Raw genomic sequence first — 15210 nt, forward strand, 5'->3', positions numbered from 1 at the left:
TAGGGCTAAACAAAGAGGAAAGACACCATGTCCAAGGCGACTTTTGAACGTAGCAAGCCCCACGTCAACGTGGGCACCATTGGTCACGTTGACCACGGTAAGACCACCCTGACAGCGGCGCTGACTCGCGTCTGCCACGACGTATGGGGAACCGGTTCAGCGATGGCGTTTGACGGCATCGATAACGCCCCGGAAGAGCGTGAGCGTGGTATCACTATCGCCACCTCTCACGTTGAGTATGACTCACCGGCTCGCCACTACGCGCACGTTGACTGCCCGGGCCACGCCGACTACGTGAAGAACATGATCACCGGTGCCGCTCAGATGGACGGCGCGATCCTGGTTTGCTCCGCTGCTGACGGCCCGATGCCGCAGACGCGTGAACACATCCTGCTGTCTCGTCAGGTTGGCGTACCTTACATCGTCGTGTTCCTGAACAAGGCCGACATGGTCGACGACGAAGAGCTGCTGGAACTGGTTGAGATGGAAGTTCGTGACCTGCTGAGCCAGTACGACTTCCCGGGTGACGACACACCGTTGATCACGGGTTCTGCGCTGATGGCGCTGGAAGGCAAAGACGACAACGAAATGGGCACCACTGCGGTTAAGAAACTGGTGGAAGCACTGGATTCTTACATCCCTGAGCCGGAGCGTGCGATCGATCAGCCGTTCCTGATGCCGATTGAAGACGTCTTCTCCATCTCTGGTCGCGGTACTGTTGTGACTGGTCGTGTTGAGCGTGGCATCGTGAAGTCTGGCGAAGAAATCGAAATCGTCGGCATCAAGGACACCACCAAGACCACCGTTACCGGTGTGGAAATGTTCCGCAAACTGCTCGACGAAGGTCGTGCGGGTGAGAACATTGGTGCGCTGTTGCGTGGTACCAAGCGTGACGAAGTGGAGCGTGGTCAGGTTCTGGCGAAGCCGGGCACCATCACCCCGCACACCAAGTTCGAAGCCGAAGTCTATGTTCTGTCCAAAGATGAAGGTGGCCGTCACACGCCGTTCTTCAAAGGCTACCGTCCGCAGTTCTACTTCCGTACCACAGACGTAACCGGTGCGTGCGAACTGCCGGAAGGCGTTGAGATGGTTATGCCGGGCGACAACATCAAGATGGACGTTACCTTGATTGCTCCGATCGCCATGGATGAAGGTCTGCGCTTCGCGATCCGCGAAGGTGGCCGTACCGTTGGCGCCGGCGTTGTAGCCAAGATCATCGAGTGATGATCGCTGGAGTCACCTTCGGGTGACTCCGCTGGACGCGAAGCGGGAGACGGGAAACGCACTTAAGCGTCTTCCTTCTCCCGTTAAGCGTCTCCCTCCTGCTAAATTCCTGATTTTCCAGCGTTTTCCTCCCCTAAAATTCCCTTTCAACATCGCGTTGACACCCCTGCTCGAGATACATACAATACGCCTCCCCTGATTTCCCGGGGGTAGCCGTAATTGCTGTTTAACAATCTTGGAGCTTTGGTCACATGCAGAACCAAAAGATCAGAATACGCTTGAAAGCGTTCGATCATCGCCTGATTGATGCTTCGACTCAGGAGATCGTCGATACGGCCAAGCGTACTGGCGCTCAGGTTCGCGGCCCTATTCCGCTGCCGACCCGTAAAGAGCGTTATACCGTGCTGGTCTCTCCGCACGTGAACAAGGATGCGCGTGATCAGTACGAGATTCGTACTCACAAGCGCATGCTGGACATTGTCGAGCCGACTGAAAAAACCGTTGATGCGTTGATGAAGTTGGACTTGGCAGCAGGTGTGGACGTACAGATTAGCCTTGGCTAATCCAAAGTGTCTCTAATGTAACGCCCCTGGAATCATGTATTTGAGCACTTGGGCGGCCATAGCGGGTTGAAGCCCCATACATAGAGGAAAGAAAGAAATGTCTATTGGTCTGATTGGTCGTAAGACCGGTATGACCCGCGTCTTTACCGACGCCGGCGTCTCCGTACCGGTGACCGTCATTGAAGTCGAGCCCAACCGGGTCTCGCAAGTCAAAAGCCTGGAATCCGATGGCTACGTTGCTGTCCAGCTGACCGCTGGTAAGCGCCGTGCTAATCGTGTCACCAAGGCCGAGGCTGGCCACTTCGCTAAAGCGAACGTTGAAGCGGGTACCTTTACTCGTGAGTTCACTCTGGGCGAAAGCGCTGAATACAATCTGGGTGATGAGCTGACTGTTTCTGTATTTGAAACAGGCCAGCGTGTGGATGTGACCGGAACCTCCAAGGGTAAAGGCTTCGCTGGTGCTATTAAGCGCCACAACTTCCGCACTCAAGACGCCACCCACGGCAACTCACTGTCGCACCGTGCACCGGGCTCCATCGGTCAATGCCAAACTCCAGGCCGTGTCTGGAAAGGCAAGAAGATGGCTGGCCAGATGGGCAATGTGCGCAACACAGTGCAGTCGCTGGAAATCGTTCGTGTCGACGCTGAGCGCAACTTGCTGCTCATTCGCGGTGCTGTTCCGGGTGCTACCGGTGCGCACGTTGTTGTTCAACCCGCGGTTAAAGGCTGAGAGGTAAGCAATGGATATTACAGTTGCAGGAAAAGCCAGCGCCAAGGTTGAAGTGTCTGACGCGACGTTTGGCAAAGATTACAACGAAGCCCTGGTACACCAGGTCGTCAACGCCTTTTTGGCTGGCGCCCGTCAGGGTACTCGTGCTCAAAAAAGTCGTTCTGATGTAGCTGGCGGCGGCAAGAAGCCGTGGCGCCAAAAAGGCACTGGTCGCGCCCGCGCCGGTACCATTCGTTCGCCCATCTGGGTTGGCGGTGGTAAAACCTTTGCTGCTCGTCCTCAAGACTGGTCTCAAAAGGTTAACCGCAAAATGTATCGCGGTGCCATGAAGTCCATTCTGTCTGAGCTGGTTCGTCAGGAGCGTTTGGTCGTGGTTGAGAGCCTGGCCATTGAGCAACCCAAAACCAAAGCTTTTATCGCCAAGATGAAAGAGTTGGACGTTTCCAATGCTCTGGTGGTGTCAGAAGAGGTCGATCAAAACCTCTACCTGTCCGCTCGTAACGTGCCGCATATCGAAGTATCTGATGTGACTGGCATTACTCCGGTCAATCTGGTGGCTTACGAGAAAGTCGTTATCACCGTGAGTGCCCTGAAGAAGGTTGAGGAGGTATTCGCATGAACCAGGAACGTATCTATCAGGTCGTTTTCGGTCCGCATATCTCCGAAAAAGCGACCATCGTAGCGGAAGGCACTGGTCAGTACGTTTTTCGTGTGGCCAAGGATGCAACAAAGCCGGAAATCAAGAAGGCTGTTGAACAACTGTTCGATGTCAAAGTTCAGTCTGTTCGCACTCTGATTCAGAAGGGCAAGGTTAAGCGCACCGTACGCGGCTTCGGCAAGCGTAACGATGTGAAGAAGGCCTATGTTCGTCTGGCAGACGGCCAAGAAATTGATTTCATGGCGGCAGAATAAGGTAGGGGTTGCGAACAATGGCTATCGTAAAAACCAAGCCGACGTCAGCTGGACGTCGCCACGTCACCAAGACTTACAACCCGGACCTGCACCGTGGTGCGCCACACGCGCCGCTGCTGGAAAAGCAATCCAAGTCCGGTGGTCGTAACAATATGGGCCGGATCACTACCCGTCATATCGGTGGTGGTCACAAGTCGCATTACCGTAAGGTCGACTTCAAGCGCAACAAAGATGGCATCGCTGCCAAAGTTGAGCGTCTGGAATACGATCCGAACCGGACTGCGAACATCGCTCTGGTGCTGTACGCAGATGGCGAACGCCGCTACGTATTGGCTCCGGCCGGTCTGAAATCGGGTGATGAGATCATCTCTGGTGAACACGCGCCGATCAAAGTGGGCAACACCATGCCGCTGCGTTCAATTCCGGTCGGTTCTGTGATTCACAACATTGAGCTGAAGCCTGGCAAAGGCGGCCAAATGGTCCGTTCTGCCGGTAACTCGGCTCAGCTGGTCGCGCGCGAAGGCACTTATGCCACCTTGCGTCTGCGTTCTGGCGAAATGCGCAAAGTTTTGGCTGATTGCCGCGCCACCTTGGGTGAAGTGAGCAATTCTGAGCACAGCTTGCGTCAACTGGGTAAAGCCGGTGCTTCACGCTGGCGTGGTGTTCGTCCGACGGTTCGTGGTGTTGTCATGAACCCGGTTGATCACCCGCACGGTGGTGGTGAAGGCAAGACTTCCGGTGGTCGTCACCCAGTCACTCCCTGGGGTGTTCCCACCAAGGGCTACAAGACTCGTAAGAACAAGCGCACGAACAAGTACATCGTTCGTCGTCGTTCTTCGAAGTAACTGATTTAAGAGGAAATAGGCTGTGCCACGTTCACTTAAGAAGGGTCCATTTGTAGACCTGCACTTGATGAAGAAGGTAGAGGCTGCACTGGAAGCCAGTGACAAGCGACCCATCAAAACCTGGTCGCGTCGCTCCACAATCTTCCCGGAATTCGTCGGGTTGACCTTTGCAGTCCATAATGGCCGTCAACATGTTCCTGTCTATGTCACTGAAGACATGGTCGGTCACAAGTTGGGTGAGTTCGCGCTGACTCGGACGTTCAAGGGTCATGCTGCTGACAAAAAGGCTAAGCGGTAAACGAGGGTAGACACTATGGAAACACAAGCTGTATTGCGCGGTGCGCGTTTGTCTGCCCAGAAAGCACGCCTGGTAGCAGACATGGTCCGCGGTAAGTCCGTGGCCGAAGCGCTGGACCTCCTGACATTCAGCCCCAAAAAGGGCGCTGCGATCGTCAAGAAGGTTCTGGAATCGGCAATTGCCAATGCCGAACACAACGACGGCGCAGACGTTGACGAACTGAAGGTCTCCACCATCTTTGTTGATGAAGCGATGACCATGAAGCGTATCCGTCCGCGAGCCAAAGGCCGTGCTGACCGTATCTTTAAGCGTACGAGTCATATCACGGTCAAGGTTGCCGAGAAATAAGGGGAGAATGACAGATGGGTCAGAAAGTAAATCCCACCGGGATCCGACTCGGCATCACTAAAGACCACGGCTCGGTCTGGTATGCCGATTCAAGTAGTTATGCTGACAAGTTGCTGAACGATATCCAGGTACGTAGCTACCTGGAGAAGAAGCTTGAGAAAGCTTCAGTGAGCAAGATCGTGATCGAGCGTCCTGCACAGAACGCCAAGATCACCATCCATACCGCTCGCCCGGGCATCGTCATCGGTAAGAAAGGTGAAGATGTCGAGCTGCTGCGTCAGGAAGTCTCCAAGATGATGGGCATTCCGGTGCACATTAATATTGAAGAGATCCGTAAGCCGGACCTGGATTCCAAACTGGTTGCTCAATCAGTTGCCGGTCAGCTGGAGCGTCGCGTTATGTTCCGTCGCGCTATGAAGCGCGTCATGCAAAACGCCATGCGCAACGGCGCCAAAGGTGTCCGAGTTCAGGTCAGCGGTCGTTTGGGTGGTGCAGAAATCGCGCGTACCGAATGGTACCTCGAAGGTCGTGTACCGCTGCACACCCTGCGTGCTGACATCGACTACGCCACTGCCGAAGCACACACCACTTACGGTGTTATCGGCATCAAGGTGTGGATTTTCAAAGGCGAAATCCTGGGTGGTATCGAGCAAGTTCGTGCTCAAGCCAAGGCGCCCAAGAAAAAGGCTTCACGGTAAGGAGTACGTAGATGCTGCAACCTAAACGCACAAAATTCCGCAAAGTGCAGAAGGGCCGTAACCGTGGCCTGGCACAACGCGGTAGCAAAGTAAGCTTCGGCGAATATGCGCTGAAAGCAACCGGTCGTGGTCGTATCACTGCTCGTCAAATCGAAGCAGCGCGTCGTGCCATGACTCGCCATATCAAACGTGGCGGCAAGATCTGGATCCGTGTTTTCCCGGACAAGCCCATCTCCAAGAAACCTTTGGAAGTTCGTATGGGTAAAGGTAAGGGTAACGTTGAATACTGGGTTGCCCAGATTCAGCCAGGCAAGGTCTTGTACGAAATGGAAGGCGTATCGGAAGAAATCGCGCAGGAGGCGTTCCGCCTGGCTGCCGCCAAACTTCCGGTTGCGACCGTTGTTGTTAAACGGCAGGTGATGTGATGAACGCTAAAGATCTTCGTGAAAAATCCGTAGACGAGCTGAAGACCAACCTGTTGGAGTTGCTTCGCGATCAGTTCAAATATCGCATGCAAAAGGCGACGGGTCAGCTGACTCAGACGCACCTGCTGAAGCAAGTCCGCAAGGACATCGCTCGTGTTAAAACAGTGCTGACAGAGAAAGCAGGTGCCTGATATGTCTGAGACCAATACCCGTACCGTGACTGGTCAGGTTGTCAGCAACAAGTCTGACAAGACCGTTACCGTTATGGTCGAGCGCCGGGTTCAACACCCGATTTACGGCAAGTTCGTAAAGCGTTCTACCAAGCTGCATGCGCACGATGAAAGCAATGAGTGCCAGATCGGCGACACCGTTACTATTGAAGAGTGTCGTCCGCTGTCCAAGTCCAAGACTTGGCGCCTGGTAAGCATTGATGAACGTGCAACTACCGTTTAACACCGCTTGGCGTGTAAGAGGAGTTTGACAAATGATTCAAACGCAAACCGTACTAGATGTTGCGGATAACAGCGGTGCCAAGCGCGTTCAGTGCATCAAGGTGTTGGGTGGTTCACACCGCCGTTACGCCCGCATTGGCGACCTGATCAAGATCTCCGTTAAGGAAGCAATTCCGCGCGGCAAGGTCAAAAAAGGCCAGGTCATGAACGCTGTTGTCGTACGGACCCGTAAGGGTGTGCGTCGTCCGGATGGTTCTGTTATCCGTTTCGATACTAACTCTGCGGTTCTGCTTAACGCTCAGAACGCTCCGATCGGAACCCGGATCTTTGGCCCGGTAACCCGTGAACTGCGTACTGAGAAATTTATGAAAATCATTTCCCTGGCGCCGGAAGTGCTCTAAGCACGAGACGGTAGTAGGAAGTGGAGTAAACCATGAACAAGTTTAAAACTGGCGACGACGTTGTCGTAATTGCCGGCAAAGACAAAGGCAAGCGCGGCAAGATCAATAAAGTGATCACCGACGCCAAGAAAGGCACTTTGTTTATCGTCTCTGGTGTGAACATGATTAAGAAGCACCAGAAGCCGAACCCGAACATGAACATCCCGGGCGGCATTATCGATAAAGAAGCGCCGATCGCTGCATCCAATGTTGCCATCTTCAACAGCGAAACCAACAAGGGCGACCGGGTTGGTTTTCAGGTCAAAGAAGACGGCACCAAGGTGCGTATCTTCAAGTCCACGCAGAAAGAAATTGGCGCATAAGGGGCGGAATCGACATGTCTAGACTCAAAGAGCTCTACAAAACCGACGTTGTCGCCGCACTCCAGAAAGAGTTCGGTTACAAGAACGTTATGGAAATCCCCCGCGTCACCAAGATCACTCTGAACATGGGCGTGGGCGAAGCTATCGGTGATAAGAAGCAGATCGACAACGCTGTTGCCGACCTGCAGGCCATCTCTGGTCAGAAGCCGTTGGTAACCAAGGCGCGCAAGTCCATCGCGGGTTTCAAAATTCGTGAAGACTGGCCGATCGGCGCCAAAGTGACCCTGCGCGGTGAGCGTATGTGGGAATTCATGGACCGTCTGATCGACATCGCGCTGCCGCGTGTTCGTGACTTCCGGGGTATTAACCCGAAGTCGTTTGATGGCCGTGGCAACTACAGCATGGGTGTGAAAGAGCAGATTATCTTCCCTGAAATCGAATACGATAAGGTCGATAAACTGCGCGGTCTGGACGTTACTGTCACGACCACTGCTCGCACCAATGATGAAGGTCGCGCTCTGCTGAAGGCGCTGGCCTTCCCATTCAAAGGTTAAGGGGAAAGGTCATGGCTAAAGAGAGCATGAAAGCGCGCGAAGCTAAGCGCGAAAAGACCGTTGCCAAGTTCGCTGAAAAGCGTGCGAAATTGAAAGCGGTTATCAAGGATCCAGCCAGCTCTGATGAGCAGGTTTGGGAAGCACAACAGGCTTTGCAGAAGCTGCCTCGTGACGCGAGTCCGGTGCGTCTGCAACGTCGTTGTCAAGTGACTGGTCGTCCGCATGCGGTTTACCGCAAGTTCGGTCTGTCTCGTATCAAACTGCGTGAACAAGCCATGTTGGGCAACGTTCCGGGTTTGAAGAAGTCCAGTTGGTAAGTTGGTAAGTCAAGTGGACCGGGCCGGCGCATCTGCGCCGGCTACCGCATTTGACTGCACAGTGAGGAAACTTAAATGAGCATGCAAGACACACTTGCGGATATGTTCACCCGTATCCGTAATGCCCAGCAAGCGGGCCATGCCACTGTCAGCCTGCCTTCCTCGAAGCAAAAGATCGCTGTTGCGAACGTGCTGAAGGAAGAAGGTTATGTGGATGACTACGCTGTTGAAGGCGATGTCAAAAAAGTAATGCATATCACCTTGCGTTACTTCGAAGGCAAGCCGGTGATCGAGTCCATCAAACGTATTTCCCGTCCTGGTTTGCGCCAGTATCGGGCTGCGACTGAGCTGTCCAAAGTGGCAGGCGGACTGGGTATCTCCATCGTATCCACCTCCAAAGGTGTCATGACCGACCGTGCCGCGCGTTCAGCCGGCGTTGGCGGTGAAGTCATCTGCGAAGTCTTCTAAGGGAGTGGTTTAACGATGTCTCGAATAGCGAATGCTCCTATTACAGTACCCGCAGGTGTGGACGTTAAGCTCGGCAGCGACAAAATTTCTGTTAAGGGCAAAAACGGCTCTTTGGAAACGGCGCTGCACAATACCGTTGAAGTTAAACAGGACGGCAACGTTCTGACATTTGCTGCCCGCGATGGTGGCAAATTCGCTCACTCCATGTCAGGCACCATGCGTGCGCTGGTTAATAACATGGTGGTTGGCGTTACCGATGGTTTTGAAAAGCGTCTGCAACTGAATGGTGTCGGTTACCGTGCTAAGGCAGCCGGTAAAACCGTTAATTTAACCGTTGGCTTCTCTCATCCGATCGACTACGCCCTGCCTGAGGGTGTGACGGCTGAGACTCCCAGCAATACCGAAATCGTCCTGAAGAGCGCCGATAAGCAGCGGCTCGGTCAGGTGGCGGCTGAAATCCGCGCCTTCCGTCCGCCGGAGCCGTATAAAGGTAAGGGCATTCGGTATGCCGACGAATACGTTCGTCGCAAAGAAGCCAAGAAAAAATAAGGGCATAGGTCATGAGCGAAAAGAAAGTATCCCGTTTACGCCGTGCTCGTCGCAGCCGCATCAAGATCCGCGAATTGGGCGTGCATCGTCTGTGTGTGAATCGTTCGAACCAACACATTTACGCACAGGTTATCGCACCCAATGGCAGCCAGATCGTCGTCCAGGCTTCTACTCTGGACAGCGCGCTGCGTGACGGCACAACCAGCAACATCGATGCAGCCACCAAGGTTGGTGCTCTGATTGCAGAGCGCGCCAAGGCAGCTGGCATCGAAGAGGTGGCCTTCGACCGCTCCGGTTTCCGTTATCACGGTCGAGTCAAGGCTTTGGCAGACGCTGCCCGCGAAGGTGGCCTGAAATTCTAAGGTGTGAATGATGGCGAATAACGATCAAGTTCAAGCTGGCGGCGATCTGCAGGAAAAACTGGTTCAGGTTAACCGTGTCGCCAAAGTAGTGAAGGGTGGCCGTATTTTCGGTTTCACCGCCCTGACTGTTGTCGGCGATGGCAATGGCAAGGTTGGTTTCGGCCGCGGCAAGGCACGTGAAGTGCCTGTCGCGATCCAGAAAGCGATGGACGCTGCGCGTCGTAACATGGTGCAGGTGCACCTGACCGATGGCACGTTGCAGTATCCGGTCAATGCCCGTCATGGTGCCTCTAAGGTGTACATGCAGCCGGCATCTGACGGTACTGGTGTTATCGCAGGCGGTGCCATGCGCGCCGTTCTGGAAGTCGCCGGTGTTCAGAACGTACTGGCTAAGTGCTACGGCTCGACCAACCCGGTCAACGTCGTTCGCGCGACCGTTAACGGTCTGGCCAAGATGCGTTCTCCGGACGACATTGCAGCCAAGCGCGGCAAATCCGTCGAAGACATTGTGGAGTAAGCGGCCATGGCGAATAAGACTGTAAAAGTTCAGCTGTTTCGCAGCCCCATCGGCACCCAGCCTAAGCACAAGTTGTGCGTTAAGGGTCTGGGCCTGAGCCGAGTGGGTCAGGTTCGCGAACTGGAAGATACTGCTTCCGTTCGCGGCATGATCAACAAAGTGAACTATATGGTTCGCATCGTTGAGGGTGAATAAAAATGTTTCTGAACAAACTGAGCCCCGCTGAGGGTTCCAATACCGAAGGCAAGCGTGTTGGCCGTGGTATCGGCTCTGGTCTGGGTAAGACTGGTGGTCGTGGTCACAAAGGTCAGAAATCACGCAGCGGTGGTGGTGTTAAGCCGGGTTTTGAAGGCGGCCAAATGCCATTGCAGCGTCGTCTGCCGAAATTCGGTTTTACCTCTCGTCAGGCAGCGTTCACAGCCGAAATTCGGTTGCATGAACTGGCCAAGGTCGAGGCGGGTGTTGTCGACCTGGACGCTCTGAAACAGGCCGACATTATCGGTCATCAGATCAAGCGTGCCCGTGTCATCCTGTCTGGTGAAATCAGCAAGGCGGTCACCGTCAAAGGCCTGAAAGTCACCAAGGGTGCCAAGGCAGCGATTGAAGCTGCAGGCGGCAAGGTAGAGGAATAATCCCCCATGACCAGACAAGGACAACCGACTGGATCACAAGGCGGCCTGAGCGAACTTTGGTCTCGCTTGCGTTTCGTGCTGCTGGCGATCCTGGTGTACCGAGTCGGTGCCCACATTCCGGTTCCGGGTATTAACCCGGACCAGTTGGCGGCACTGTTCGAACGTAACCGCGACACCATCCTGAGCATGTTCAACATGTTCTCCGGTGGTGCATTGGAACGCATGAGCGTCTTCGCCCTCGGCATTATGCCGTACATTTCGGCGTCGATTATCATGCAGCTCCTGACGGTCGTGAGTCCTCAACTGGAACAGCTGAAGAAAGAAGGCGAAGCGGGTCGGCGTAAGATGAGCCAATACACCCGCTTTGGCACTCTGGGTCTGGCGCTGGTGCAATCACTTGCACTGGCCGCTGGCCTGGCCAGTCAGGGCGTGGCCTTTACTACCGGCCCGTCTTTCTACTTCGTCGCCGTGGTGACTTTCACCTGCGGTACGATGTTTATGATGTGGCTGGGTGAGCAGATCACTGAGCGCGGTATCGGCAACGGCATTTCCATGCTGATTTTTGCCGGCATCGTTGCGGGTCTGCCAGGTGCCATCGGTCAGAGCTTCGAAAGTGCCCGTCAAGGCGATCTGAGCATCATTGCGCTGCTGTTGATCGGTGTTCTGGCGGCTGCGGTCGTGGCTTTTATCGTCTTTATCGAACGCGGTCAGCGTCGGATCACCATCAATTACGCCAAGCGTCAGCAAGGCCGTAAGGTGTTCCAGGCGCAGAGCAGTCATCTGCCGCTGAAGATTAATATGGCGGGTGTTATTCCGCCGATCTTCGCGTCCAGTTTGTTGCTGTTCCCGGCGTCGGTGGGCAACTGGTTTGGCAGCAGTGATGGTATGGGTTGGATGCAGGACATTGCTCTGCTGCTCAGCCCGGGCCAGCCGCTGTACATCCTGGTGTTTGCCATCGCGGTAATCTTCTTCTGCTATTTCTACACAGCAGTAACCTTCAATCCGAAGGATGTGGCTGAGAATCTGAAGCGCTCAGGTGCTTTTATCCCAGGCATTCGTCCAGGTGAGCAGACCTCTCGTTATATCGATGGTGTCTCGGCTCGTCTGACCTTCTTCGGTGCGATCTACATTACTGCGGTGTCGTTGCTGCCCCAGGCTCTGGTGATTGCCGCCGATGTGCCGTTTTACTTCGGTGGTACTTCCCTGCTGATCGTGGTGGTGGTTGTGATGGACTTTATGTCTCAGGTGCAAAGTCATCTGATGTCGCACCAGTACGCTTCGCTGATGAAGAAAGCCAATCTGAAATCGATTGGTAACTAGCGCAGCGAACGGTGTCTATACCGGTAATTGGAGTCAAGCATGAAAGTACGTGCGTCGGTCAAGAAAATCTGCCGTAACTGCAAGATCATCCGTCGTAACGGCTCTGTTCGTGTGATCTGCACAGATCCTAAGCACAAACAGCGCCAGGGTTGATCCCAGCCGGCTGATGGGCGCTTGATTTACCCATAATCAAGCGCTATCATCTCGCGCCCTCGTAATGGGGGCGTTCATTAATAGAGCCGCTGGGCTCTATTAAAGGTTCAGCCTTTTATAAGGTTAAAAATAGTTGGAGTAAGTTGAATGGCCCGTATAGCAGGCGTCAATATTCCTGACAATAAGCATGCGGTGATCTCGCTGACCTATATCTATGGTATCGGTCGCACCACTGCTTATGACATCTGTGCCGCGGTTGGGGTTGAACCCACTGCTAAGGTGAAGGATCTGTCCGATGAAAAATTGGACGAGCTCCGTACCGAAGTTGGCAAGTTCACTGTTGAAGGTGACCTGCGTCGTGAAATTCAGATGAACATCAAGCGGTTGATGGATCTGGGCTGCAACCGTGGCATCCGCCACCGCCGTAGCCTGCCTCTGCGTGGACAGCGTACTAAGACGAACGCTCGTACCCGTAAAGGCCCCCGCAAGCCAATCAGACGCTAATTCTGTCTGGTTTATTGACAACAGTTTTTGCATAGGAAATCGAAGATGGCAAAGCCAGGTCAAAACCGGTCGCGCAAAAAGGTGAAGAAGCAGGTAGCGGATGGCATCGCGCACATCCATGCCTCCTTTAACAACACCATCGTGACCATTACGGACCGCCAAGGAAACACCCTGAGTTGGGCAACTTCCGGTGGCTCCGGTTTCCGTGGATCTCGTAAGAGCACCCCCTTCGCTGCACAGATCGCCGCCGAGCGCGCCGGTACTGCAGCACAGGAGTATGGTCTGAAGAATCTGGACGTTGAGGTCAAAGGCCCCGGTCCAGGTCGCGAATCCGCGGTACGAGCATTGAACGCGTGTGGCTATCGAATCAGCAACATTACCGATGTGACGCCCATTCCTCACAACGGTTGCCGCCCGCCCAAGAAGCGCCGCGTGTAAGATAGGAGACAGAAATCAATGGCACGTTATATTGGTCCCAAGTGTAAGCTGTCTCGTCGCGAAGGCACAGATCTGCTGCTGAAGAGTGGGGTGCGTGCACTCGACTCCAAGTGCAAAGCCGAAACACCGCCTGGTGTACAGGGCGCACGTCGTGGTCGTTTGTCCGACTACGGTGTTCAGCTTCGCGAGAAACAGAAAGTGCGTCGTATCTACGGCGTGCTGGAAAAGCAATTCCGTAACTACTACACCGACGCTGCCCGCCGCAAAGGCGCTACGGGTGAAAACCTGCTGCAACTGCTGGAAGGTCGTCTGGATAACGTGGTGTATCGCATGGGTTTTGGTGCCACACGCGCCGAATCTCGTCAGTTGGTATCGCACAAGGCGGTCCAGGTTAACGGTCAGACGGTCAACATCGCGTCTTACCAGGTTAAGCCGGGTGATGTCGTCGCGATCCGTGAAAAGAGCAAGAACCAGCTGCGCATTCAAAACGCACTGGACATCGCTGCTCAGCGTGCACCCGTTGCCTGGGTTGAAGTTGATGCGAAGAAAATGGAAGGCAAATACAACTCCCGTCCGGAGCGTGCCGACCTGCCTTCCGAGATCAACGAAAACCTGATCGTGGAATTGTACTCCAAGTAATCTCACTGCAAATTAGGGGCATCTATGCAGCGTTCAGCTAACGACTTTTTGACGCCACGTCATATCGATGTGCAGGAAATCAGCGCCAACCGGGCCAAGATCACTCTCGAACCGCTCGAGCGTGGCTTCGGGCATACCCTGGGTAACGCGCTGCGTCGTATTCTGCTGTCGTCCATGCCGGGCGCCGCTATCACCGAAGTGGAAATCGACGGTGTACTGCACGAATACAGCACCATCGAGGGTGTTCAGGAGGACGTTCAAGAAATCCTGCTGAACCTCAAGGACGTTGCCGTCAAGCTGTTCGACCGTGACGAAGTGACACTGACGCTGAGCAAGAAAGGCGCCGGTACACTGACTGCGGGCGACATCCAACTGGATCATGGCGTTGAAGTGGCCAATCCAGAGCACATCGTGGCGCACCTCGGTGCCAACGCTGATGTGAGCATGACGCTGCGCGTGACCACTGGCCGTGGTTATGTCCCCGCGGAAGCCCGCAGCAGTGGGGAAGACGAGAGCAAACCCATCGGTAAACTGCAGTTGGACGCCACGTACAGCCCGGTGGTCCGTGTTGCTTACAGCGTTGAAAACGCCCGTGTTGAGCAGCGTACCGACCTGGACAAGCTGGTGATTGAGCTGGAAACGAAAGGCACTTTGGATCCGGAAGATGCGATCCGTCGTGCGGCGACTATCCTGCAACAGCAGGTAGCGGCTTTTGTTGATCTCGACCATCAGTCTGAGCGCGAGCCGGAGAAGGAAGAAGACAAGATCGATCCTATCCTGCTGCGTCCGGTCGATGACCTCGAGCTGACTGTTCGTTCGGCGAACTGTCTGAAAGCAGAAAATATCTACTACATTGGTGACCTGATTCAGCGCACCGAAGTAGAACTGCTGAAGACGCCGAACCTCGGTAAGAAGTCTTTGACTGAAATCAAAGACGTTCTGGCATCCAAGGGTCTTTCTCTGGGCATGGTCCTGGAGAACTGGCCACCTGCAAGTTTGAAGAATGACGATAAGGTTCTGTCGTAACCTTATTTCCGGCTGGTAAGGAATGTAACAATGCGTCATCGTAAAAGTGGTCGTCACTTTAACCGTACCAGTGCTCACCGCAAGGCCATGTTCCAAAACATGGCGAACTCCTTGTTCGAGCACGAAGTGATTAAAACGACCTTGCCCAAGGCGAAAGAACTGCGTCGCTACGCAGAACCCCTGATCACATTGGCTAAGGAAGATTCCGTAGCCAACCGTCGTCTGGCGTTCGACCGCACGCGTTCAAAAGAAGCTGTTGGCAAGTTGTTCGGCGAACTGGGTCCGCGTTTTCAAGAGCGCCCGGGTGGTTATCTGCGTGTCCTCAAGTGCGGCTTCCGCGCTGGTGACAACGCGCCGATGGCTATCGTTGAGCTGGTTGACCGTCCGGTCAACGCCGAGGTCGTTGAAGACGAAGCCGCTGAAGGCTAAGTTTTCACCTATTAAAAAAGCCGCCTTAGGGCGGCTTTTTTGTG

General features: G+C 54.4%; 29 protein-coding genes. All 29 read left to right on the forward strand.

What is annotated here, in order from left to right; translation table 11 throughout:
- The first annotated feature begins 27 nt into the window (after positions 1–27).
- The 29 genes from tuf (at position 28) to rplQ (ending at position 15166) form a co-directional block, all read left to right on the forward strand.
- Positions 28–1224 carry an elongation factor Tu gene (gene tuf / locus ACXAE6_RS08250; protein WP_475146493.1) on the forward strand — a complete coding sequence of 399 codons (1197 nt, stop codon included), beginning with the start codon at positions 28–30 and terminating at the stop codon, positions 1222–1224.
- A gap of 251 nt (positions 1225–1475) precedes the next feature.
- The gene (rpsJ, locus tag ACXAE6_RS08255; RefSeq protein WP_108126639.1) at positions 1476–1787 is read left to right on the forward strand and encodes a 30S ribosomal protein S10; all 312 of its coding nucleotides are present in this window, start codon (positions 1476–1478) and stop codon (positions 1785–1787) included.
- 97 nt (positions 1788–1884) lie between these two features.
- The gene (rplC, locus tag ACXAE6_RS08260; protein WP_475146499.1) at positions 1885–2517 is read left to right on the forward strand and encodes a 50S ribosomal protein L3; all 633 of its coding nucleotides are present in this window, start codon (positions 1885–1887) and stop codon (positions 2515–2517) included.
- Positions 2518–2527: 10 nt separating this feature from the next.
- Positions 2528–3136, forward strand: coding sequence for a 50S ribosomal protein L4 (rplD, locus tag ACXAE6_RS08265; protein ID WP_392801404.1), 609 nt, complete (start codon positions 2528–2530; stop codon positions 3134–3136).
- Complete coding sequence (gene rplW, locus ACXAE6_RS08270; RefSeq protein ID WP_475146500.1) at positions 3133–3429, forward strand: 50S ribosomal protein L23; 297 nt, start codon at positions 3133–3135, stop codon at positions 3427–3429. The genes rplD and rplW overlap by 4 nt, the downstream gene beginning before the upstream one ends.
- 17 nt (positions 3430–3446) lie before the next feature.
- Positions 3447–4274: a 50S ribosomal protein L2 gene (gene rplB, locus ACXAE6_RS08275; RefSeq protein ID WP_108166135.1), complete on the forward strand. Its 828-nt coding sequence runs from the start codon at positions 3447–3449 to the stop codon at positions 4272–4274.
- A 22-nt stretch (positions 4275–4296) separates the two neighbouring features.
- On the forward strand, positions 4297–4572 hold the full coding sequence (gene rpsS, locus ACXAE6_RS08280; protein ID WP_108126644.1) for a 30S ribosomal protein S19: 276 nt from the start codon (positions 4297–4299) through the stop codon (positions 4570–4572).
- 15 nt (positions 4573–4587) lie between these two features.
- Positions 4588–4920, forward strand: coding sequence for a 50S ribosomal protein L22 (gene rplV, locus ACXAE6_RS08285; RefSeq protein WP_108166134.1), 333 nt, complete (start codon positions 4588–4590; stop codon positions 4918–4920).
- Between the two features lie 14 nt (positions 4921–4934).
- A complete protein-coding gene (rpsC, locus tag ACXAE6_RS08290; RefSeq protein WP_108166133.1) occupies positions 4935–5618 on the forward strand; it encodes a 30S ribosomal protein S3 in 684 nt (227 codons plus the stop codon).
- Positions 5619–5629: 11 nt separating this feature from the next.
- Positions 5630–6043, forward strand: a complete 414-nt coding sequence (gene rplP, locus ACXAE6_RS08295) for a 50S ribosomal protein L16 (protein ID WP_108166132.1) — start codon at positions 5630–5632, stop codon at positions 6041–6043.
- Positions 6043–6234, forward strand: a complete 192-nt coding sequence (rpmC, locus tag ACXAE6_RS08300) for a 50S ribosomal protein L29 (RefSeq protein ID WP_108166131.1) — start codon at positions 6043–6045, stop codon at positions 6232–6234. The genes rplP and rpmC overlap by 1 nt, the downstream gene beginning before the upstream one ends.
- 1 nt (position 6235) lies before the next feature.
- Positions 6236–6496, forward strand: a complete 261-nt coding sequence (gene rpsQ / locus ACXAE6_RS08305; protein WP_392801417.1) for a 30S ribosomal protein S17 — start codon at positions 6236–6238, stop codon at positions 6494–6496.
- Positions 6497–6527: 31 nt separating this feature from the next.
- Positions 6528–6896, forward strand: coding sequence for a 50S ribosomal protein L14 (gene rplN / locus ACXAE6_RS08310; protein WP_108166129.1), 369 nt, complete (start codon positions 6528–6530; stop codon positions 6894–6896).
- 32 nt (positions 6897–6928) lie between these two features.
- The gene (gene rplX, locus ACXAE6_RS08315) at positions 6929–7258 is read left to right on the forward strand and encodes a 50S ribosomal protein L24 (protein WP_392801422.1); all 330 of its coding nucleotides are present in this window, start codon (positions 6929–6931) and stop codon (positions 7256–7258) included.
- A 14-nt stretch (positions 7259–7272) separates the two neighbouring features.
- Positions 7273–7812: a 50S ribosomal protein L5 gene (rplE, locus tag ACXAE6_RS08320; protein ID WP_108166127.1), complete on the forward strand. Its 540-nt coding sequence runs from the start codon at positions 7273–7275 to the stop codon at positions 7810–7812.
- An 11-nt stretch (positions 7813–7823) separates the two neighbouring features.
- Positions 7824–8129: a 30S ribosomal protein S14 gene (gene rpsN, locus ACXAE6_RS08325; protein ID WP_392801426.1), complete on the forward strand. Its 306-nt coding sequence runs from the start codon at positions 7824–7826 to the stop codon at positions 8127–8129.
- A 75-nt stretch (positions 8130–8204) separates the two neighbouring features.
- Positions 8205–8597 (forward strand): 30S ribosomal protein S8, encoded by a 393-nt coding sequence (gene rpsH / locus ACXAE6_RS08330; protein WP_392801429.1) that lies wholly within the window; start codon positions 8205–8207, stop codon positions 8595–8597.
- 15 nt (positions 8598–8612) lie between these two features.
- Positions 8613–9146, forward strand: a complete 534-nt coding sequence (rplF, locus tag ACXAE6_RS08335; protein ID WP_475146501.1) for a 50S ribosomal protein L6 — start codon at positions 8613–8615, stop codon at positions 9144–9146.
- Between the two features lie 11 nt (positions 9147–9157).
- Positions 9158–9508: a 50S ribosomal protein L18 gene (gene rplR / locus ACXAE6_RS08340; RefSeq protein WP_108166123.1), complete on the forward strand. Its 351-nt coding sequence runs from the start codon at positions 9158–9160 to the stop codon at positions 9506–9508.
- A 10-nt stretch (positions 9509–9518) separates the two neighbouring features.
- Positions 9519–10025, forward strand: coding sequence for a 30S ribosomal protein S5 (gene rpsE / locus ACXAE6_RS08345; RefSeq protein ID WP_392801437.1), 507 nt, complete (start codon positions 9519–9521; stop codon positions 10023–10025).
- Between the two features lie 6 nt (positions 10026–10031).
- Positions 10032–10220, forward strand: a complete 189-nt coding sequence (gene rpmD, locus ACXAE6_RS08350) for a 50S ribosomal protein L30 (protein WP_392801439.1) — start codon at positions 10032–10034, stop codon at positions 10218–10220.
- Between the two features lie 2 nt (positions 10221–10222).
- Complete coding sequence (rplO, locus tag ACXAE6_RS08355) at positions 10223–10657, forward strand: 50S ribosomal protein L15 (RefSeq protein WP_475146502.1); 435 nt, start codon at positions 10223–10225, stop codon at positions 10655–10657.
- A 6-nt stretch (positions 10658–10663) separates the two neighbouring features.
- Positions 10664–11977: a preprotein translocase subunit SecY gene (gene secY / locus ACXAE6_RS08360; protein WP_392801446.1), complete on the forward strand. Its 1314-nt coding sequence runs from the start codon at positions 10664–10666 to the stop codon at positions 11975–11977.
- Between the two features lie 39 nt (positions 11978–12016).
- On the forward strand, positions 12017–12130 hold the full coding sequence (rpmJ, locus tag ACXAE6_RS08365) for a 50S ribosomal protein L36 (protein ID WP_108126660.1): 114 nt from the start codon (positions 12017–12019) through the stop codon (positions 12128–12130).
- A 147-nt stretch (positions 12131–12277) separates the two neighbouring features.
- Positions 12278–12634, forward strand: a complete 357-nt coding sequence (rpsM, locus tag ACXAE6_RS08370) for a 30S ribosomal protein S13 (protein ID WP_108166118.1) — start codon at positions 12278–12280, stop codon at positions 12632–12634.
- Positions 12635–12679: 45 nt separating this feature from the next.
- Positions 12680–13072: a 30S ribosomal protein S11 gene (gene rpsK, locus ACXAE6_RS08375; protein ID WP_108126662.1), complete on the forward strand. Its 393-nt coding sequence runs from the start codon at positions 12680–12682 to the stop codon at positions 13070–13072.
- An 18-nt stretch (positions 13073–13090) separates the two neighbouring features.
- Positions 13091–13711, forward strand: coding sequence for a 30S ribosomal protein S4 (gene rpsD / locus ACXAE6_RS08380; RefSeq protein ID WP_475146503.1), 621 nt, complete (start codon positions 13091–13093; stop codon positions 13709–13711).
- A gap of 24 nt (positions 13712–13735) precedes the next feature.
- Positions 13736–14737, forward strand: a complete 1002-nt coding sequence (locus ACXAE6_RS08385; RefSeq protein WP_108166116.1) for a DNA-directed RNA polymerase subunit alpha — start codon at positions 13736–13738, stop codon at positions 14735–14737.
- A 30-nt stretch (positions 14738–14767) separates the two neighbouring features.
- A complete protein-coding gene (gene rplQ, locus ACXAE6_RS08390) occupies positions 14768–15166 on the forward strand; it encodes a 50S ribosomal protein L17 (RefSeq protein WP_475146504.1) in 399 nt (132 codons plus the stop codon).
- Positions 15167–15210: the final 44 nt, after the last annotated feature.

Source organism: Saccharospirillum sp. ABV4_185, from assembly GCF_056159245.1.

What these genes read in the sequence shown, in the direction of transcription:
- secY (WP_392801446.1), top strand. Translation starts at nt 10,664, where the DNA reads ATGACCAGACAAGGACAACCGACTGGATCACAAGGCGGCCTGAGCGAA.
- rplF (WP_475146501.1), top strand. Translation starts at nt 8,613, where the DNA reads ATGTCTCGAATAGCGAATGCTCCTATTACAGTACCCGCAGGTGTGGAC.
- rpsN (WP_392801426.1), top strand. Translation starts at nt 7,824, where the DNA reads ATGGCTAAAGAGAGCATGAAAGCGCGCGAAGCTAAGCGCGAAAAGACC.
- rplQ (WP_475146504.1), top strand. Translation starts at nt 14,768, where the DNA reads ATGCGTCATCGTAAAAGTGGTCGTCACTTTAACCGTACCAGTGCTCAC.
- rplO (WP_475146502.1), top strand. Translation starts at nt 10,223, where the DNA reads ATGTTTCTGAACAAACTGAGCCCCGCTGAGGGTTCCAATACCGAAGGC.
- rplR (WP_108166123.1), top strand. Translation starts at nt 9,158, where the DNA reads ATGAGCGAAAAGAAAGTATCCCGTTTACGCCGTGCTCGTCGCAGCCGC.
- rpsD (WP_475146503.1), top strand. Translation starts at nt 13,091, where the DNA reads ATGGCACGTTATATTGGTCCCAAGTGTAAGCTGTCTCGTCGCGAAGGC.
- tuf (WP_475146493.1), top strand. Translation starts at nt 28, where the DNA reads ATGTCCAAGGCGACTTTTGAACGTAGCAAGCCCCACGTCAACGTGGGC.
- rpsH (WP_392801429.1), top strand. Translation starts at nt 8,205, where the DNA reads ATGAGCATGCAAGACACACTTGCGGATATGTTCACCCGTATCCGTAAT.
- rpmJ (WP_108126660.1), top strand. Translation starts at nt 12,017, where the DNA reads ATGAAAGTACGTGCGTCGGTCAAGAAAATCTGCCGTAACTGCAAGATC.
- rplN (WP_108166129.1), top strand. Translation starts at nt 6,528, where the DNA reads ATGATTCAAACGCAAACCGTACTAGATGTTGCGGATAACAGCGGTGCC.
- rplW (WP_475146500.1), top strand. Translation starts at nt 3,133, where the DNA reads ATGAACCAGGAACGTATCTATCAGGTCGTTTTCGGTCCGCATATCTCC.
- rpsK (WP_108126662.1), top strand. Translation starts at nt 12,680, where the DNA reads ATGGCAAAGCCAGGTCAAAACCGGTCGCGCAAAAAGGTGAAGAAGCAG.
- rpsJ (WP_108126639.1), top strand. Translation starts at nt 1,476, where the DNA reads ATGCAGAACCAAAAGATCAGAATACGCTTGAAAGCGTTCGATCATCGC.
- rplD (WP_392801404.1), top strand. Translation starts at nt 2,528, where the DNA reads ATGGATATTACAGTTGCAGGAAAAGCCAGCGCCAAGGTTGAAGTGTCT.
- rplV (WP_108166134.1), top strand. Translation starts at nt 4,588, where the DNA reads ATGGAAACACAAGCTGTATTGCGCGGTGCGCGTTTGTCTGCCCAGAAA.
- rpsM (WP_108166118.1), top strand. Translation starts at nt 12,278, where the DNA reads ATGGCCCGTATAGCAGGCGTCAATATTCCTGACAATAAGCATGCGGTG.
- rpmD (WP_392801439.1), top strand. Translation starts at nt 10,032, where the DNA reads ATGGCGAATAAGACTGTAAAAGTTCAGCTGTTTCGCAGCCCCATCGGC.
- rpsQ (WP_392801417.1), top strand. Translation starts at nt 6,236, where the DNA reads ATGTCTGAGACCAATACCCGTACCGTGACTGGTCAGGTTGTCAGCAAC.
- rplC (WP_475146499.1), top strand. Translation starts at nt 1,885, where the DNA reads ATGTCTATTGGTCTGATTGGTCGTAAGACCGGTATGACCCGCGTCTTT.
- rpmC (WP_108166131.1), top strand. Translation starts at nt 6,043, where the DNA reads ATGAACGCTAAAGATCTTCGTGAAAAATCCGTAGACGAGCTGAAGACC.
- rplX (WP_392801422.1), top strand. Translation starts at nt 6,929, where the DNA reads ATGAACAAGTTTAAAACTGGCGACGACGTTGTCGTAATTGCCGGCAAA.
- ACXAE6_RS08385 (WP_108166116.1), top strand. Translation starts at nt 13,736, where the DNA reads ATGCAGCGTTCAGCTAACGACTTTTTGACGCCACGTCATATCGATGTG.
- rpsC (WP_108166133.1), top strand. Translation starts at nt 4,935, where the DNA reads ATGGGTCAGAAAGTAAATCCCACCGGGATCCGACTCGGCATCACTAAA.
- rpsE (WP_392801437.1), top strand. Translation starts at nt 9,519, where the DNA reads ATGGCGAATAACGATCAAGTTCAAGCTGGCGGCGATCTGCAGGAAAAA.
- rplP (WP_108166132.1), top strand. Translation starts at nt 5,630, where the DNA reads ATGCTGCAACCTAAACGCACAAAATTCCGCAAAGTGCAGAAGGGCCGT.
- rplB (WP_108166135.1), top strand. Translation starts at nt 3,447, where the DNA reads ATGGCTATCGTAAAAACCAAGCCGACGTCAGCTGGACGTCGCCACGTC.
- rplE (WP_108166127.1), top strand. Translation starts at nt 7,273, where the DNA reads ATGTCTAGACTCAAAGAGCTCTACAAAACCGACGTTGTCGCCGCACTC.